Below are 15,702 nucleotides of genomic sequence, written 5' to 3'. Positions count from 1 at the left end.
TCAATCCCATAAAAATAAATTCGCTATTCAAAGCCCTTCTTATAGGCCTTGTACCACCTTTCAGGAATCTTCTGGTCGCAGGCGTCCAGATAATCTTGTTCGGTGCAAGGTAATAACGCCATTGCATCGCCTTTAGTATGCGAAGAGAAAATAGATGGCACTTGCATCCACCATCTTTCGGTGAGCAGACTCTTGTAGAAAACAAACTCCTCCATCTCGTTGGGCACCATATACTTGGTGAAGTCGTCCGTTTTGGAATACGGGCTTTCCGGGATCCTGAAATTGACCCCTTCCATAAAGTACCAGATAATTTGGGCCACCAGCTGTTGGGACTGCACATTGTTTTCCATTTCATAGATGCCAAAGGCCCTGAGGGAGTCGCTGAGGCCGGCATATCTGGCAATGGCACAGATTTCCCGTCCCGTAAAACCGTTGGGGGAGAAATTTGCAGATGCGCATAGTTCGCTTGCCTTTATGGCCCGCACGTCCATGCTTACCATATGGGCATTGCGCAAGACGGGCTCTGCCAGGGTAAGGTCATTGGCAATCTCGCCCAAACGATGGGCATCAAAGAACAGCCGCTCCATAAGATCGGCCTCTTCCTGGGCATTGAAATAGCTTTGGTAACCTATATTGGAAAAGTTGAAAAGGTTGTTGGGCTTGTCCGTAATGATCTTGCTCATATAGGAATGGGAGGAGATAAGATCGTCATCTATGCCAAAATCGAACCTGCTGTCCACCGCCACCAGGTTGATCATGTCCTTGATGCCGTCAAAGGCCCTGTAGGCAGGGTAGGTAATATCTTGTGTGGCGCCTATGACAATGGGGATAATGTTCTCTTCCAAGAGGCCGGCCACCACTTCTTTGACCACAAAGTAGGTGTCTTCCACGGTATTGCCCTCCTCAATGTCGCCCATGTCCACCAAGGTACTGTCCCAGTTGCCCAGCATTAAACGGTACAGTTGAATGCGAATGGCGGAGACATCCAGAACTTCCAGTTTTTTCTCAAAGGCATTTCGGGATTCCTTGACCCCAACAATGGCCATGGTGGCATTGGCCAGTACGGGAAGACCGTCCTTTTCGGTGTGTATGTAGCAATTTTTGCCAAGGGACTGGGCGGGCAAGAGTTCGCAATGTGCCATTACCCTGTCTTCTACAGGTACTAAAAAATCAAATGCCATGAAGGTTCACTATATACTTTCTGAAACGGTTACTTTTTTGTCTTGCGCTTGCTGGCCGACTTCTTTTTGGCGGCGGTCTTTTTCTTTGGCGTTTTCTGCTCAATGAGCTTTTTGGCCTCTTCCAGGGACATCTTGGCCGCGTCCACCGTTTTGGCGAGCTCCACCTTTACCTTGCCCTTGATGATGTTGTGCCTGCCCCAGCGGGCTTTTTCTATGCGTATGCCCTCTTCGGTCCAGTTTTGCACCACCTTTTCGATCTCCTTTTGTTTTTTGGCCTCAATGAGCTCCTCGATATCTGCCTGGCCAAGGTTGTCAAAATCGTATTTCTTGTTCACGTTGATGAACATGCCGTCCCACTTGATGAAGGGGCCAAAGCGGCCGGTGCCCTTCTGCACGTCCTTGCCCTCGTATTGGGCAATGGGCGCATCTGCCCTTTCCTTGGCCTCAATGAGCTCCACGGCACGGTCCATGGTGATTTCCAGGGGATCGTCCGAGGCTTCCATGGAGATGAATTTTTTCCCGAACTTTACATAGGGCCCGTAGCGGCCCACGTTGGCGGCCACTTCCTCCCCTTTGTGCACCCCGAGTTTTCGGGGCAGCTTAAAAAGGTCCAGGGCCTCTTCAAAGGTAATGGTGTTCAGGGACTGATCGGGCAACAAACTGGCAAAAGTGGGCTTTTCCTCATCGTCCACGGTGCCCACCTGCACCATGGGGCCAAAACGGCCCAACCGCACGGAGACTTGCTTCCCGCTTTTGGGGTGCTTGCCCAAAATGCGCTCGCCACTTGCCCTGTCCGCATTCTCCAGCACATCCTTGAGATTGGGCTCAAAGTCTGCGTAGAAATCCTTCATTACTTTTTTCCAGTCCTCGTCCCCCGTGGCGATCTCATCAAAATCCTCTTCTACCTGGGCGGTAAAGTTGTAATCCAGTATGGTGGCGAAGTTGGCCACCAAGAAATCGGTGACAATGGTGCCAATGTCCGTGGGCACCATTTTGCCCTTGTCCGAGCCCACCATTTCGGTCAGGGTCTTTTCCTTTATGGCATCTGCCGCGAGCACCAGTTGTACATAGTTTCTTTCATTTCCCTCCACGGTGCCCTTCTCCACATAGCCACGTTTTAGTATGGTGCTTATGGTGGGGGCGTAGGTAGAGGGCCTGCCTATGCCCAGTTCCTCCAACTTTTTTACCAGGGAGGCCTCGGTAAAGCGGTAGGGCGGCCTTGAGAACCGTTCCGTGGCGGTAATGTGCCCATTGGTCAGGGCCTCCCCTTCTTTCATGGCGGGCAGCATCCCTTCCTGCTCCTCGGCCGCATCCTCTTCATCGATGCCCTCCATGTATACTTTTAGGAAACCGTCAAATTTAATGACCTCCCCGTTGGCGGTGAACTCGTCTTTGTGGGCATTGGCCTTGATCCTCACGTTGGTGCGCTCCAATTGGGCGTCTGCCATCTGTGAGGCCACGGTGCGTTTCCAGATCAGGTCGTACAACTTGCTCTGGTCCCGCTCCAGGGAAGGGCTCTGGGCCATCATGTTGGTGGGGCGTATGGCTTCGTGGGCCTCCTGTGCCCCTTTGGACTTCCCCTTAAAGTTGCGCACCTTGCTGTAGGCTTCGCCGTAGTTCTTTACAATGGCCTCCTTGGCCGCCGTAAGGGCCTCATTGCTCAGGTTAACGCTGTCCGTTCTCATATAGGTAATGAGCCCCGCCTCGTAGAGCCGCTGGGCCACCTGCATGGTCCGGCTGACCGAAAAATAGAGTTTTCGGGACGCTTCTTGCTGCAAGGTAGAGGTGGTAAAAGGGGCGGAGGGCGATTTCTTGGCCGGCTTTTTATCCAGCTTGGCCACCGAAAAGGCGGCGCCCACATTGCTCTTTAAAAATTGGTGGGCCTCCTCGCGGGTGGGAAAGCCCTTGTTCAATTTGGCCTTGAAACCTTGGCCCGATGCGGTACTGAACTGTGCCGTTATCTTAAAGGACGCCTCGGGCACAAAGGCCTCGATGTCCCGCTCACGCTCCACAATGAGCCGCACGGCAACAGACTGCACGCGGCCGGCAGAAAGGCCGGGCTTTATCTTTTTCCAGAGCACCGGAGACAACTGGTAACCCACCAGACGGTCCAAGACCCTTCTGGCCTGTTGGGCGTTTACCAGGTTGTAGTTTATTTCCCGGGGGTTCTCAATGGCCTTTTGGATGGCGCTCTTGGTAATGGAGTTGAAGACAATGCGCCTGGTCTTGCTACGATCCAACTTAAGCTCCTCTGCCAAATGCCAGGATATGGCCTCTCCTTCGCGGTCCTCATCACTGGCCAACCAAATGATGTCCGCTTTTTTGGCCAGGTTGCCCAATTCTTTCACCAAGGCCTTTTTGTCCTTGTCCACCACATATTTGGGCTCAAAACCGTTGTCCACGTCCACGGCAAGCTCTTTGGAGGGAAGATCTGCAATGTGCCCAAAACTGGAGGCCACCTTAAAATCCTTTCCCAGAAACTTTTCTATGGTCTTTGCCTTTGCAGGAGACTCAACGATTACCAAATTCTTTGCCATCTACTAAATTTTAATGGGGACAAAGGTATACTAAAAATTGAACTTGCCGTGCCGAACCCACGTATTGCGTCCCACACCAACATGGCCCGGGCAGCCAAAAAACCTGTGCTTGGGCCCGTTATACCGCTTCCCAATTGAAAAACGGGTCTGTAAATGATTTCCTTTTCACGCCCTATGTAAAAATAAAAATCGTCCGTGGCTGGGCCATGCCCAATTTTTCTTTTTCGCGGGGCAAACGGCCAAGGGGAAGATGAACGGCCCAAATCCCATCATTCCCCAAAACAACTTAGGGTGTTCCTTTTTTTAAGGTCGAGGTCTTGGCAGATGGTCTTTGTGCACCCTTATATGACGGGCACCCCACCGAGTGCTTTTACCGAATGGCGCATCATACAACATATAGGGCCCAAAAAGGGATTCTCGGCCCACATAAAACATAGGACGGGAGGAGAATGGCATCTGAGGGCAAGGCCTATGGCCCTCTATGGAACCCGTTCGATGCGTCCCGTACGGGAAGATGAAGTTGTTGGGACAATGAATTTGAACCTATGGAGCAGGTGGGGAGCTTCCATTCATCAACAAAAACCCATCACAGCTTTGGGCGGTCTGTGCAAATACCATCATTGCCGCTGCAAGATGTTGCAAAAAATGCGAGGGACACCCTTGAGGTACCATCTGCACGTACAAATTGCCCTTTATGGGTTCCGTTGGGCACCAGGGCAAAATCGATATTACACGGACCAAAGGACAAGGTGCTTGGCAACAACCCCAAAACCGGCATGGCTCCGGGGGGTCCCCTGCTTTTCCATTTGCATGCTCCTTGCCCCGCACAGCACCCCTACACGGCCCTTTGGGCCATCACCTTTTATACCTTAATATATGGCCCCTTTATTGAAGGCTGAACACGCTGATGGGCACAATGTCATTCTCCAGATATTCATATTGCCTCAGGGTTTGGTCCCCAATGAGCAACAGGCTGGTGGGAAGCGGTATGACATCATAGGTAACGATATCCTCAAAATGGTTAACCAGTGTTATATTGGGGGCATCACTTTTGTCATACACCTTTAGGCCGGAGTCGCCATCGCATATAAACAAGGTGTCTTCCCAAATGCCCAGACCGTTGGGCCCGTCCATGGGATACATGACCTTGAGCTCCGGATTCTTAAGATCGGAGACATCCACAATGTAGAGGCCGCTCTGTGCGTCGCCGCAGCCATTGCCGCCCTTCAGGGTAACGTAGGCGAAATTCCCGTCCACCACCACAGGGTCGCAGGCCCGGCCGTGCCTAAATTCGGACAGAAAGGTGGGCTTGGCGGCGTTGGTGGCATCGTAGATGTACATGCCCTGGCGGCCGCCCAGGAACAAGATGTTGCCCTGATTGAAGATGGTCTCTATGTCCCACCCCACAAAAACATCTTTCAAAACCTGGGGCGCCTCCAGGTCGGAGATGTCCATGACATTGAGGTTGCTGCGGTCCACCACATACAGATGGTTGCCCACGATCTTGAACCTGGCCATGGACCCGCCCTGGCCCTGGCCCCGAGATGGGGCGGCATTGGAGAGACCGTTGGTCACGGCATCAAAATTTTCCATGGTTCCCCATCCAAGATCGTTCACGTGCCGCTTTTGGCGCTGTACCTCCCAGCCCACAATGACGTCTTCCTCGGGATCAAAGCCCTCATAATCGTAAAAATCGGCCCGGGGCATCTCCATGCCCGACATCCAGATCTGGGAAGATTCATAAATGGCATTTTCCATACGCTTTACCAGCTTTATGTCCTCCACGTTGGTAATGTCAAAAATCACCAGGTCCCCGTAGCTATCGGCATACAGCCTGTTGTCTTTTATGGACACGTCATTGTTGCCCGCCACTTTTATATAGGCCACTTTCTTGGGTTGGTAGGGATCTCTGTTGTCCAGGACATGAATGCCCTGGTTCACATCATTGACAAAAATATAGTGTCTGTAGGCATAGATCTTTCCGCTGGAGACAATGGCCTGTGGCTCCATAATGGAGATGGCATCTGCCTTGAACTCGGCCGCGTTCATTACTATGGGGGTGGCCACCATGACATCTCTAATGTCCTCCTGGTCGTCACAGGCAGAGAAGGCAAGGAACAGGGCAAAAAGCAGCAGGTAAGGTTGTTTTTTCATGACAGTCAGTTTATGGGTTGTTATACACAAGATGGCATTTCCACGTTTGGTTGCGTGGCCAGGGCGGAAAAATGGCCTCTTTTAACATAGGGCCATGCGCTTACATCCAAAGGCTCTTTCCCTGCCCTTGGGGCCCCTGGGGGCTTCCCCCATCAACTGGGCACAGAAGCCGCCAGAACCTTAAAATTACGATAATTCGGCTGTCAAATTGTCACACTTTTTCTTTATAATGATATCTTTGCATTCCACTGTAAAACACAATGGCACCCTCCATGGAGAAACTGATTGACGAGAAACGACAGGGCACGGCCCTAAAACGGCAAAGCGAGCAGGGCAACCAAAGAAAGCTCTACATTGAGAGCTATGGCTGCCAAATGAACTTTTCGGACAGTGAGATCGTGGCCTCCATTTTATCGGAACAGGGGTTCAACACCACCGAGAACATGCAGGAGGCCGATCTGGTACTGGTAAACACCTGTTCCATACGGGACAAGGCAGAACAGACCGTTCGCAAGCGATTGGAGAAGTTCAATGCCGTAAAGAAAAGCAATCCCAAGATGAAGGTGGGCGTGCTTGGCTGTATGGCAGAGCGCCTAAAGAGCAAGCTGCTGGAAGAGGAAAAAATAGTGGACATGGTGGTGGGCCCGGATGCCTACAAGGACCTGCCCAACCTCCTTCAAGAAATAGACGAGGGCCGCAGTGCGGTGAACGTGATCCTGAGCAAGGACGAGACCTACGGAGACGTGGCGCCGGTGCGCCTAAACTCCAACGGGGTCACGGCCTTTGTCTCCATTACCCGGGGCTGTGACAACATGTGCACGTTCTGCGTGGTGCCCTTTACCCGTGGCAGGGAGCGCAGCCGAGACCCGCATTCCATCATTGCCGAGGTAAAGGGCCTTTGGGAAAAAGGCTTTAGGGAAGTGACCCTCCTGGGGCAGAACGTGGACAGCTACCTCTGGTACGGTGGCGGCCTCAAAAAAGATTTTAAAACGGCCAGTGCCATGCAGAGGGCCACCGCCGTGAACTTTGCCAAACTCTTGGAGCTTACCGCCCTGGCCCAGCCCAAGATGCGCATTAGGTTTTCTACCTCCAACCCCCAGGACATGACCATGGACGTGATCGAGACCATGGCCCGGTTCCCCAATATCTGCAATTACATACACCTGCCCGTACAGAGCGGAAGCAACCGCATCCTAAAGGCCATGAACCGCCTGCACACCCGGGAAGAGTACTTTGCCCTTGTGGACAACATACGCCAACTGATCCCCGACTGTGCCATAAGCCAGGACATGATCACCGGCTTCCCCACCGAAACGGAACAGGACCACCAGGACACGCTCACGTTGATGGAATATGTAAAGTACGACTATGGCTTCATGTTCGCCTATTCCGAGAGACCGGGCACCATGGCCGCACGAAAGCTTGAGGACGATGTGCCGGAAGCCACCAAAAAAAGAAGGCTACAGGAGATCATTGCCCTACAGCGCCGGCACAGCCTGTACCGCACCCAACAACATTTGGGCAGCACGGCCGAAGTGCTCATAGAGGGCCCCTCCAAAAAATCCGGCGCCCATTGGATGGGGCGCAACACCCAGAACACCGTGGTGGTGTTCCCCAAGGAGCATTACCAAGTGGGCGAATTTGTGAACGTAAAAATAACGGATTGCACCTCGGCCACCCTCTTGGGCACCGCCCTGGGACATTCGGACAACAATTAAAAGGAAAACACATTCCATGGAAAGTGTACAGAACATAAAACAGCGTTTTGAGATCATTGGGCAAGACCCCAAGCTGAACCGTGCCTTGGAAAAAGCCATCCAGGTGGCCCCCACGGACATCTCCGTGCTGGTCACCGGAGAGAGCGGGGTGGGCAAGGAAAGCATCCCCAAGATCATTCACGCCCTCTCCCACCGCAAGCACGCCAAGTACATTGCCGTGAACTGTGGCGCCATCCCAGAGGGCACCATAGACAGTGAGCTCTTTGGCCACGAAAAAGGGGCCTTTACCGGGGCCACCCAAACCAGAAAGGGCTATTTTGAAGTGGCCGATGGCGGAACCATCTTCCTGGACGAGGTGGGCGAGCTTCCCCTGACCACCCAAGTGCGCTTGTTACGCGTTCTGGAAAATGGGGAATTTCTAAAAGTGGGCTCCTCCCAAGTGCAGAAGACCGATGTGCGCATTGTGGCCGCCACCAACCTGAACATGTTCGAGGCCATAAAGAAAGAAAAGTTCCGCGAGGACCTCTACTACCGCCTGAGCACCGTGGAAATACAGCTGCCGCCCCTGCGCGAACGCCGGGAAGATGTGCACCTGCTGTTCCGGAAATTTGCGTCGGATTTTGGGCGCAAGTACAAAATGCCCACCATACGCCTAACGGAAGATGCCGTGTCCATGCTGCTCAAGTACCGCTGGCCGGGAAATGTGAGGCAATTGCGCAACGTGGCCGAACAGGTTTCCGTACTGGAAGAAAACCGCAACATTGATGCCGGCACCCTAATGGGCTATTTGCCGGACAGTAGTGGGTCCCACCTTCCCGCCGTGGTGGGCCAGAACAAAAAAGAGAGCGATTTTGGCAGCGAACGGGAAATTCTGTACAAGGTGCTGTTTGATATGAAGGGCGACCTGAACGACCTAAAAAAGCTTACCATGGAGCTTTTGAAGAACAACGACTCCCAACAGGTGCAGGAAGACAACCAGCACCTGATCCGAAAGATCTATGGCGATGAGGAAGAAACCATGTCCCAAGAGGCCATGGCCGCCGAAGTGCTCCAGTTGCCCGAGCCTTACGTGGGCCCATCGGAACCCAAACAGCCGCCGGCCGAGGACAAGTACCACTTTGCCGAAGAGATAGAGGAAGAAGAAACCCTGTCCCTACAGGACAAGGAAATAGAGCTCATTAAAAAATCCTTGGAGCGCAACAACGGCAAACGAAAGGCCGCCAGTTCGGAACTGGGCATATCCGAACGCACCCTCTACAGAAAAATTAAACAGTACGACCTTTAAATAGACACCATGCGCATGAAACACGTATCCATTTACGGCGTGCTCCTCTTTACCGCCCTACTGCTACAGGGATGTGGCGTGTACAATTTTACCGGGGGCAACGTGGGAGACGCCAAAACATTCCAGGTAAAGCGCTTTCAGAACTACGCCACCCAAAGCCCCGGATCCGTCTTTGAGCCCGGAATGGACCTTGATTTTACCAATGCCCTGCAAGATCGGATCTTGAACCAAACCAGCTTGGACCTGGTGAACACCGGTACGGCAGACCTGCTGTACGAGGGCGAGATCACGGAGTACCGCATTTCGCCCATGACGGCAACGGCCAACCAAACCGCGGCGCAGAACCGCTTATCGGTTCGGGTAAAGGCACGCTTTTACAACAGACTGGAAGAGGACAAGGGCTTTGACCAAAGTTTTTCGTTCTTTTTTGACTATCCCGCCAACACCCAGCTGGCCACCATAAAAAGTGAGGCCCACGAAGTGATCTTTGAGCGTATTACACAAGATATCTTCAATGCCTCCCTGGCAGACTGGTAAAGATGAACGTCTCTGAATTCACATATCTGTTGCAACATCCGGAAAAGGTGGTAAACCCCTTACAGACCAAGCACCTGGAGGAGATATTGGAAGAGTACCCCTACTTCCAGGCCGCCCGGGCCATGCACCTCAAAGGCCTCAGGAACCTGAACAGCTACAAATACAACAAGGCCTTGAAGACCACGGCGGCGCACACCACGGACCGTGAGGTGCTGTTCCAGTTCATTACCTCCCCCAATTTCCTGCAAACGGAGACCCCGGACGGGAAGGCCCAAGAGGCATCGGCCCCGGCATTGGAAACCCTGGCCAACCCCCAGCCGCTCATTGCCCCATCGGAAGATCGGCCCCTACCCCAGAACACCACAGATGCCGAACACATCCTGGACCCCGGGCTGTTCAACAAAAAGGAGGAGGCCAAAACCTTGGAGCTGGGCACCCCCCTGCCCTTTGACAAGGAAGAAAAGCACTCCTTTGCACAGTGGTTGCAGCTCACCGAAAAAAAACCCATACGGCGCAAGGCAACGGACAAAGATGCCGCAGTGCCGGAGGGGCAAAAAAGCACGCCCGGCCAACCCACAAGGCGCCTGCCTGAAAGGGAAGACAAGTTCAGCCGCATAGACCGTTTCATTGCCAACAACCCCAAAATAGTCCCCAAGAACAAGAACGCCCCCGCCACCCACGTGGAAACCAGCCTCCCCTTTGATAAAAACGAACTCATGACGGCCACTTTGGCCAGGGTATATGTGGAGCAAAAAAAGTACGTGGAAGCCATCCAGGCCTACAAAATATTAAGTTTGAAATATCCGGAAAAAAGTAGTTTCTTTGCAGACCGAATCAAGGCGGTAGAAAAGCTGAAGCAAGAAAATAAATAGATTCCAATGAGCACGTTTTCCATATTCCTTATTCTCATCATCATTGTCTGCTTTTTGTTGGTCGTGGTGGTGATGGTGCAAAACCCCAAGGGCGGTGGCCTGTCTTCCTCTTTTGGCGGCGGCGGCAGCCAAGTGGTGGGCGGCGTCAAGAAAACGGGCGATTTTTTGGACAAGAGTACCTGGACCCTTGCCGGCCTTTTGGTGGTGCTCATCTTGGCGAGCAACATAGCCCTTAAAGGAAATTTTGGCGATGCCGACTCAAAATTATTGCAGGGCGATGATGTGGAGACCACCGTACCGGAGACCTTGCCGGAGGAAGTCCTGCCACCCGCCGGCAACGAGACACCGGAGCCCGAAACGCCCGAATGACACCCATAACACAAGAATTAAAATGCCAGCTAATGACAAGCTGGCATTTTTTGTTTACCAATCTGTCAGTTTTTGGGACATGGCATAATTTCTGCCATTGACCATTGCAGTTAAAAAATCAATTTAAATTTTAATACTATGTCTAAAGTTAATATCAAACCATTGGCCGATAGGGTACTCATTGAACCCATGGCAGCCGAAACCAAAACAGCTTCAGGAATCTACATTCCGGACACCGCAAAGGAAAAACCACAAAAGGGCAAGGTCGTGGCCGTTGGCCCGGGCACAAAGGACGAAGCCGTTACCGTTAAGGTGAACGATACCGTGCTTTACGGCAAGTATGCCGGCACCGAGCTAAAATTGGACGGAACGGACTATCTGATGATGCGCGAGAGCGACATCCTTGCCATCATATAAGGAAGAACGTCCAAACCACGAGCAAAACAACATAGTAAAAGAACAGAAAAGGAAACCGATCGCGTCCCTTACCAAGGGGAGCGACAAAAAAAACAAAGTAAATCATGGCAAAAGAAATTAAGTTTGACATAGATGCAAGAGATGGCCTAAAAAAAGGCGTTGATGCACTGGCCAATGCCGTTAAGGTAACCCTGGGGCCAAAAGGGCGAAATGTGATCATCAGCAAATCTTTTGGGGCGCCCCAAGTGACCAAGGACGGTGTTACCGTGGCCAAGGAGATAGAGTTGGCAGACGCCTTGGAGAACATGGGCGCACAGATGGTAAAGGAAGTGGCCTCCAAGACCAACGACCTTGCCGGCGATGGGACCACCACCGCAACGGTACTGGCCCAGGCCATTGTAAAGGAAGGCCTTAAGAACGTGGCCGCCGGTGCCAACCCCATGGACCTGAAAAGAGGTATTGACAAAGCGGTGGAAGCCATTGTCAAAGACCTTGACAAGCAGTCCAAAAAAGTGGGCGACTCCTCTGAAAAGATAAAGCAGGTGGCCTCCATATCGGCCAATAACGACGATACCATTGGCGACCTTATTGCACAGGCCTTTGACAAGGTGGGCAAGGAAGGGGTCATTACCGTGGAAGAGGCCAAGGGAACCGACACCTACGTGGACGTAGTGGAGGGCATGCAGTTTGATCGTGGCTACCTATCCCCCTATTTTGTTACGGACAGCGAAAAAATGGTGAGCGAACTGGAAAATCCCTACATCTTGTTGTTCGACAAGAAGATCTCGGCAATGAAAGACCTGCTTCCCGTATTGGAGCCCGTGGCCCAATCTGGCAAGCCCCTTTTGATCATTGCAGAAGATGTGGACGGTGAGGCCTTGGCCACCCTAGTGGTGAACAAGCTAAGGGGCTCCCTTAAAATTGCGGCCGTAAAGGCCCCGGGCTTTGGCGATCGCAGAAAGGCCATGCTGGAAGACATTGCCATTCTTACCGGTGGTACCGTTATCTCGGAAGAAAGAGGCTTCTCTTTGGACAATACCACCATTGACATGCTGGGCACCTGCGAAAAGGTACAGATAGACAAGGACAACACTACCGTGGTGAACGGTGGCGGTGTGGCCAAGAACATCAAGACCAGGGTAAACCAGATCAAGTCCCAAATTGAGACCACCACATCTGACTATGACAAGGAGAAACTTCAGGAGCGCTTGGCCAAATTGGCAGGTGGCGTGGCCGTACTCTATGTGGGTGCCGCCTCTGAGGTAGAGATGAAAGAGAAGAAAGACCGCGTGGACGATGCCCTACACGCCACCCGCGCCGCGGTGGAAGAAGGTATTGTTGCCGGTGGTGGCGTGGCCTTGGTAAGGGCCAAGACGGCCTTGAAAAAGGTGGCCACCGAAAACGAGGACGAGGCCACAGGCCTACAGATCGTGGCGCGCGCCATTGAGTCTCCCCTGAGAACGATCGTGGAAAACGCCGGTGGCGAAGGTTCCGTGGTCATTGCCAAGATCTTGGATGGCAAGGGCGATTATGGCTACGATGCCAAGTCTGAAAAATACGTTGAAATGATGAAGGCGGGCATCATCGACCCCAAGAAGGTAACCCGTGTGGCACTTGAAAATGCGGCCTCCGTTGCCGGAATGATCTTGACCACGGAATGTGCCCTGACCGACATCAAGGAAGAGGCACCAGCGGCACCCCCAATGGGCGGTGGCGGCATGCCCGGAATGATGTAAAAGGACCTGCCCCCAGGGGCAAGCCCATTAAGAACCCGCCTATGGAACTTCCATAGGCGGGTTTTTCTATTTAAAGCCGTATCTTTAAAGAGCGTGGAAGGGCCAGATCAAGAGGACGTCCCACTTGGGAAGCCGCTGGCCATTGGCCCTTTTCCATCGGAACCTAGATCACCCTATGTACCACCTTTCCACACCAACAAACCATGAGAACCATCCGTTTCCTGATATGTATGAGCCTGCTGGCAGTGATGGCCTCCTGCGCGGACCCTGGCGTGGCCCTGACCCAAAACGGGGCATCTTCGCACGTTATCCTGCTCAAAGCGGATGCCTCGGCCTCCGATAGGGAATCGGCCAATACCCTACAGCACTATGTCCAGGCCATCAGTGGCGCCCAACTGCCCATTGTATCTGCCCCCAAGGCCCCCAATGGCCCCTACGTTTACCTGAACACCCTTACCGGGGACTCCGTGAAACCCGAAACGGTGCACCTAAGGACAGACGGGGACGATCTTTATATCTTGGGCGGTTCCGATGAGGCACTGCAGCATGCCGTGTTCACCTTTTTGGAAGAAAGCTTGGGCTGTAAATGGTACGCTCCCAATGCGGAGGTGGTCCCACAGCGCCCCAATATTTTCCTGGACCCCATGGACCACCAGTACACACCGCCCATCACTACCCGCACGGTACACTCCAGGCTGTTCTACGAAAACGAAGCCTTTGCCGCCCGGCACAAGGTAACCACGGAGGCCTTTCCGCGCTATGTGCCCCAGGCAAGGGTACACACCTTTCATCGGTTCATGCCGGAAGCCGTGTTCTATGCTTCCCACCCAGAATACTATGCCCTGAGAGGGGAACAACGTTTGCCCACCCAACTGTGCCTTACCCACCCAGAGGTGCTCCGCATTGTGACGGACTCCGTGGCCGCCATGTTCAAACGCCATCCGCTGGCCTCTGTGATCTCCGTAAGCCAGGACGACAATCAGCAATACTGCCAGTGCGAAAATTGCAATGCGTTGAACACCCAGGCCGGCAGCCCGGCAGGTAGCATGATCGCCTTTGTGAACCAAGTGGCCAAACAATTTCCGGACAAGACCATTTCCGCCCTCGCCTACCAGCATACCCGCAAACCGCCCAAGACAAAGCCCCTGGAAAACGTACTCATTACCCTGTGCAGCATAGAGTGCGATCGCAGCGCGCCCATAGCCCAAAACTGTGCCGACTTTGCCAGCGACCTCCGTGGCTGGAGCGAACTGACGGACAATATCCGTATTTGGGACTACACCACCCAATTCACCAATTTCTTGGCCCCTTTTCCAAACCTACACACCTTGCGCCCCAATATGGCACTATTTCATAGGAATGGTGCCAACTGGGTGTTTGCCCAGCACAGCAACCACCCCAGCGAGCTGTTTGAGCTCCGCTCCTACATCACGGCCAAGCTCTTGTGGAACCCCAGTGAAAACCTGGAAAACCTGATCACGGAATTCACAGACGGCTATTATGAAGCGGCTGGCCCCTATGTGAAAGAATATATAGACGTGATCCACGAGGAGATCGGCAAGGATGCAGATTTCTTTCTGTTTCTCTATGGCGATCCTTCAGAAGCCTTTGATTCCTACCTGCGCCCAGAACTGCTCAAAAAATACACCCAACTATTCGATGATGCGGAAGCGGCCGTTGCCGGAAACCCGGAACTGCGCAACCGGGTGCGCTTGGCACGGATGGGCGTGGATTATGCCGTTTTGGAGGCCAGCCGCAAAAACCTAACACCACAATTGAGCCTGGTGACCATGGACGCCCAGGGCAAACCAACCACCAATACCACCACCCGGGCCCTATTGGAGCGCTTTACCAACCTGGCCGGGGAAAACAACATTACCCTGATGAACGAGATGGGCTTTACCGTGACCGAATACAAAAAGAACTACGCCACCGCCATGGAAACGGCCAAAAGGAGCAACAAGGCCAAGGGGAAGAACGTGGTCTCCCTGACCGCACCCAAAAAATATGCGAACGAAGATCCCTTGGTGCTCACTGACGGTGCCCTGGGCGGCAACAGTTTTTACGCCAATTGGCTGGGCTATGAGGGCCATGACATGGAAGTGGTGGTGGACCTGGAAAGCGCACAACCGTTGCACAGCCTGTCCACTGCCTTTTTACAGGTTACCAACCACGTGGTGTTCTTCCCCAGCTCCGTGTTGTACTATGGCTCCAATGACAACCAAAGTTTTGCCCTACTGGGCCAGGTGGCCAACCCCCAGCCCCTGGGAAAAGACAGTAAAGTGAACGATATCCATTATTTTAACCTCTCCCTGAACGGATCCGAGTACCGGTACGTAAAGCTGGTGGCCAAGAACACCCAGACCCCGTACTGGCACCATGCCGCAGGCCTGCCCTCCTGGATTTTTGCCGATGAGATCATTGTGGATTGAGAAAGATAGGGGCAACAGTCCTAAACCAGTTCCTTACGATCTATGAAAAAAGGGTGAGACTTTAAGCAAAAGTCCAACCCCTATTATTTTTAACTTACACACTTAATGGGATAGTCCCTTTTTATGGTAACATGCTCAAGTCATTACTTTACATAATAAAAATCTGGCTACTTCTTTTATTTATTCCGTCAATAGTCAATCACCTATTGGGTTGGCCGCTTCAATATTTATACATCTTAATTTTTATCGTAAATATTGGTTTTATAATTTTTTTTTACTCCTCAAAACCTTTAAAACATTATGAATTTCGTAGAAACGCAGTTTTAAACTTATCGGTGTTACTGAAAGCTACCCCAAAATCCGGAGTGCTCTAAAATGGGAAAATGAGTAACTTTAAATTTTGGGACAATGAAAAAAAGCAAGTTTACAGAGAGCCAGATCATCGGGATGATCCGGCAGTACGA

The 15,702-nt window shown here is 52.5% G+C and carries 11 protein-coding genes; 8 read left to right on the top strand and 3 right to left on the bottom strand.

Annotation, left to right across the window (positions count from 1 at the left end):
* Window positions 1-23 precede the first annotated feature (23 nt).
* From ACKWCC_RS15835 to ACKWCC_RS15825, 3 genes are all read right to left on the bottom strand, one after another.
* Complete coding sequence (locus tag ACKWCC_RS15835; protein WP_413996936.1) at window positions 24-1,181, bottom strand: formimidoylglutamase; 1,158 nt, start codon at window positions 1,179-1,181, stop codon at window positions 24-26.
* 29 nt (window positions 1,182-1,210) lie between these two features.
* Window positions 1,211-3,718: a type I DNA topoisomerase gene (gene topA, locus ACKWCC_RS15830; RefSeq protein WP_413996935.1), complete on the bottom strand. Its 2,508-nt coding sequence runs from the start codon at window positions 3,716-3,718 to the stop codon at window positions 1,211-1,213.
* Window positions 3,719-4,603: 885 nt separating this feature from the next.
* Window positions 4,604-5,872: an LVIVD repeat-containing protein gene (locus ACKWCC_RS15825; protein WP_413996934.1), complete on the bottom strand. Its 1,269-nt coding sequence runs from the start codon at window positions 5,870-5,872 to the stop codon at window positions 4,604-4,606.
* 272 nt (window positions 5,873-6,144) lie between these two features.
* On the opposite strand from ACKWCC_RS15825, the gene miaB reads away from it, so the two are divergent.
* The 8 genes from miaB (at window position 6,145) to ACKWCC_RS15785 (ending at window position 15,238) form a co-directional block, all read left to right on the top strand.
* Window positions 6,145-7,590, top strand: coding sequence for a tRNA (N6-isopentenyl adenosine(37)-C2)-methylthiotransferase MiaB (miaB, locus tag ACKWCC_RS15820; protein WP_413996933.1), 1,446 nt, complete (start codon window positions 6,145-6,147; stop codon window positions 7,588-7,590).
* A 16-nt stretch (window positions 7,591-7,606) separates the two neighbouring features.
* Window positions 7,607-8,875, top strand: coding sequence for a sigma-54 interaction domain-containing protein (locus ACKWCC_RS15815; RefSeq protein WP_413996932.1), 1,269 nt, complete (start codon window positions 7,607-7,609; stop codon window positions 8,873-8,875).
* Window positions 8,876-8,890: 15 nt separating this feature from the next.
* Window positions 8,891-9,412, top strand: coding sequence for an LptE family protein (locus tag ACKWCC_RS15810; protein WP_413996968.1), 522 nt, complete (start codon window positions 8,891-8,893; stop codon window positions 9,410-9,412).
* Between the two features lie 2 nt (window positions 9,413-9,414).
* Window positions 9,415-10,284, top strand: coding sequence for a hypothetical protein (locus tag ACKWCC_RS15805; RefSeq protein WP_413996931.1), 870 nt, complete (start codon window positions 9,415-9,417; stop codon window positions 10,282-10,284).
* Between the two features lie 6 nt (window positions 10,285-10,290).
* Complete coding sequence (secG, locus tag ACKWCC_RS15800) at window positions 10,291-10,653, top strand: preprotein translocase subunit SecG (RefSeq protein WP_413996930.1); 363 nt, start codon at window positions 10,291-10,293, stop codon at window positions 10,651-10,653.
* A 138-nt stretch (window positions 10,654-10,791) separates the two neighbouring features.
* The gene (locus ACKWCC_RS15795) at window positions 10,792-11,070 is read left to right on the top strand and encodes a co-chaperone GroES (RefSeq protein ID WP_413996929.1); all 279 of its coding nucleotides are present in this window, start codon (window positions 10,792-10,794) and stop codon (window positions 11,068-11,070) included.
* 104 nt (window positions 11,071-11,174) lie between these two features.
* Window positions 11,175-12,806 carry a chaperonin GroEL gene (gene groL / locus ACKWCC_RS15790; RefSeq protein ID WP_413996928.1) on the top strand — a complete coding sequence of 544 codons (1,632 nt, stop codon included), beginning with the start codon at window positions 11,175-11,177 and terminating at the stop codon, window positions 12,804-12,806.
* 203 nt (window positions 12,807-13,009) lie between these two features.
* Window positions 13,010-15,238 (top strand): DUF4838 domain-containing protein, encoded by a 2,229-nt coding sequence (locus ACKWCC_RS15785; RefSeq protein ID WP_413996927.1) that lies wholly within the window; start codon window positions 13,010-13,012, stop codon window positions 15,236-15,238.
* Window positions 15,239-15,702: the final 464 nt, after the last annotated feature.

The organism is Maribacter aquimarinus (genome assembly GCF_047345505.1).
GTDB lineage: Bacteria > Bacteroidota > Bacteroidia > Flavobacteriales > Flavobacteriaceae > Maribacter.
The sequence above is the reverse complement of the archived record's forward strand: the minus strand, read 5'-3'. Positions and strand labels throughout refer to the sequence as shown.

What these genes read in the sequence shown, in the direction of transcription:
- ACKWCC_RS15805 (WP_413996931.1), top strand. Translation starts at nt 9,415, where the DNA reads ATGAACGTCTCTGAATTCACATATCTGTTGCAACATCCGGAAAAGGTG.
- ACKWCC_RS15810 (WP_413996968.1), top strand. Translation starts at nt 8,891, where the DNA reads ATGAAACACGTATCCATTTACGGCGTGCTCCTCTTTACCGCCCTACTG.
- groL (WP_413996928.1), top strand. Translation starts at nt 11,175, where the DNA reads ATGGCAAAAGAAATTAAGTTTGACATAGATGCAAGAGATGGCCTAAAA.
- ACKWCC_RS15785 (WP_413996927.1), top strand. Translation starts at nt 13,010, where the DNA reads ATGAGAACCATCCGTTTCCTGATATGTATGAGCCTGCTGGCAGTGATG.
- ACKWCC_RS15795 (WP_413996929.1), top strand. Translation starts at nt 10,792, where the DNA reads ATGTCTAAAGTTAATATCAAACCATTGGCCGATAGGGTACTCATTGAA.
- miaB (WP_413996933.1), top strand. Translation starts at nt 6,145, where the DNA reads ATGGAGAAACTGATTGACGAGAAACGACAGGGCACGGCCCTAAAACGG.
- topA (WP_413996935.1), bottom strand. Translation starts at nt 3,718, where the DNA reads ATGGCAAAGAATTTGGTAATCGTTGAGTCTCCTGCAAAGGCAAAGACC.
- ACKWCC_RS15815 (WP_413996932.1), top strand. Translation starts at nt 7,607, where the DNA reads ATGGAAAGTGTACAGAACATAAAACAGCGTTTTGAGATCATTGGGCAA.
- secG (WP_413996930.1), top strand. Translation starts at nt 10,291, where the DNA reads ATGAGCACGTTTTCCATATTCCTTATTCTCATCATCATTGTCTGCTTT.
- ACKWCC_RS15825 (WP_413996934.1), bottom strand. Translation starts at nt 5,872, where the DNA reads ATGAAAAAACAACCTTACCTGCTGCTTTTTGCCCTGTTCCTTGCCTTC.
- ACKWCC_RS15835 (WP_413996936.1), bottom strand. Translation starts at nt 1,181, where the DNA reads ATGGCATTTGATTTTTTAGTACCTGTAGAAGACAGGGTAATGGCACAT.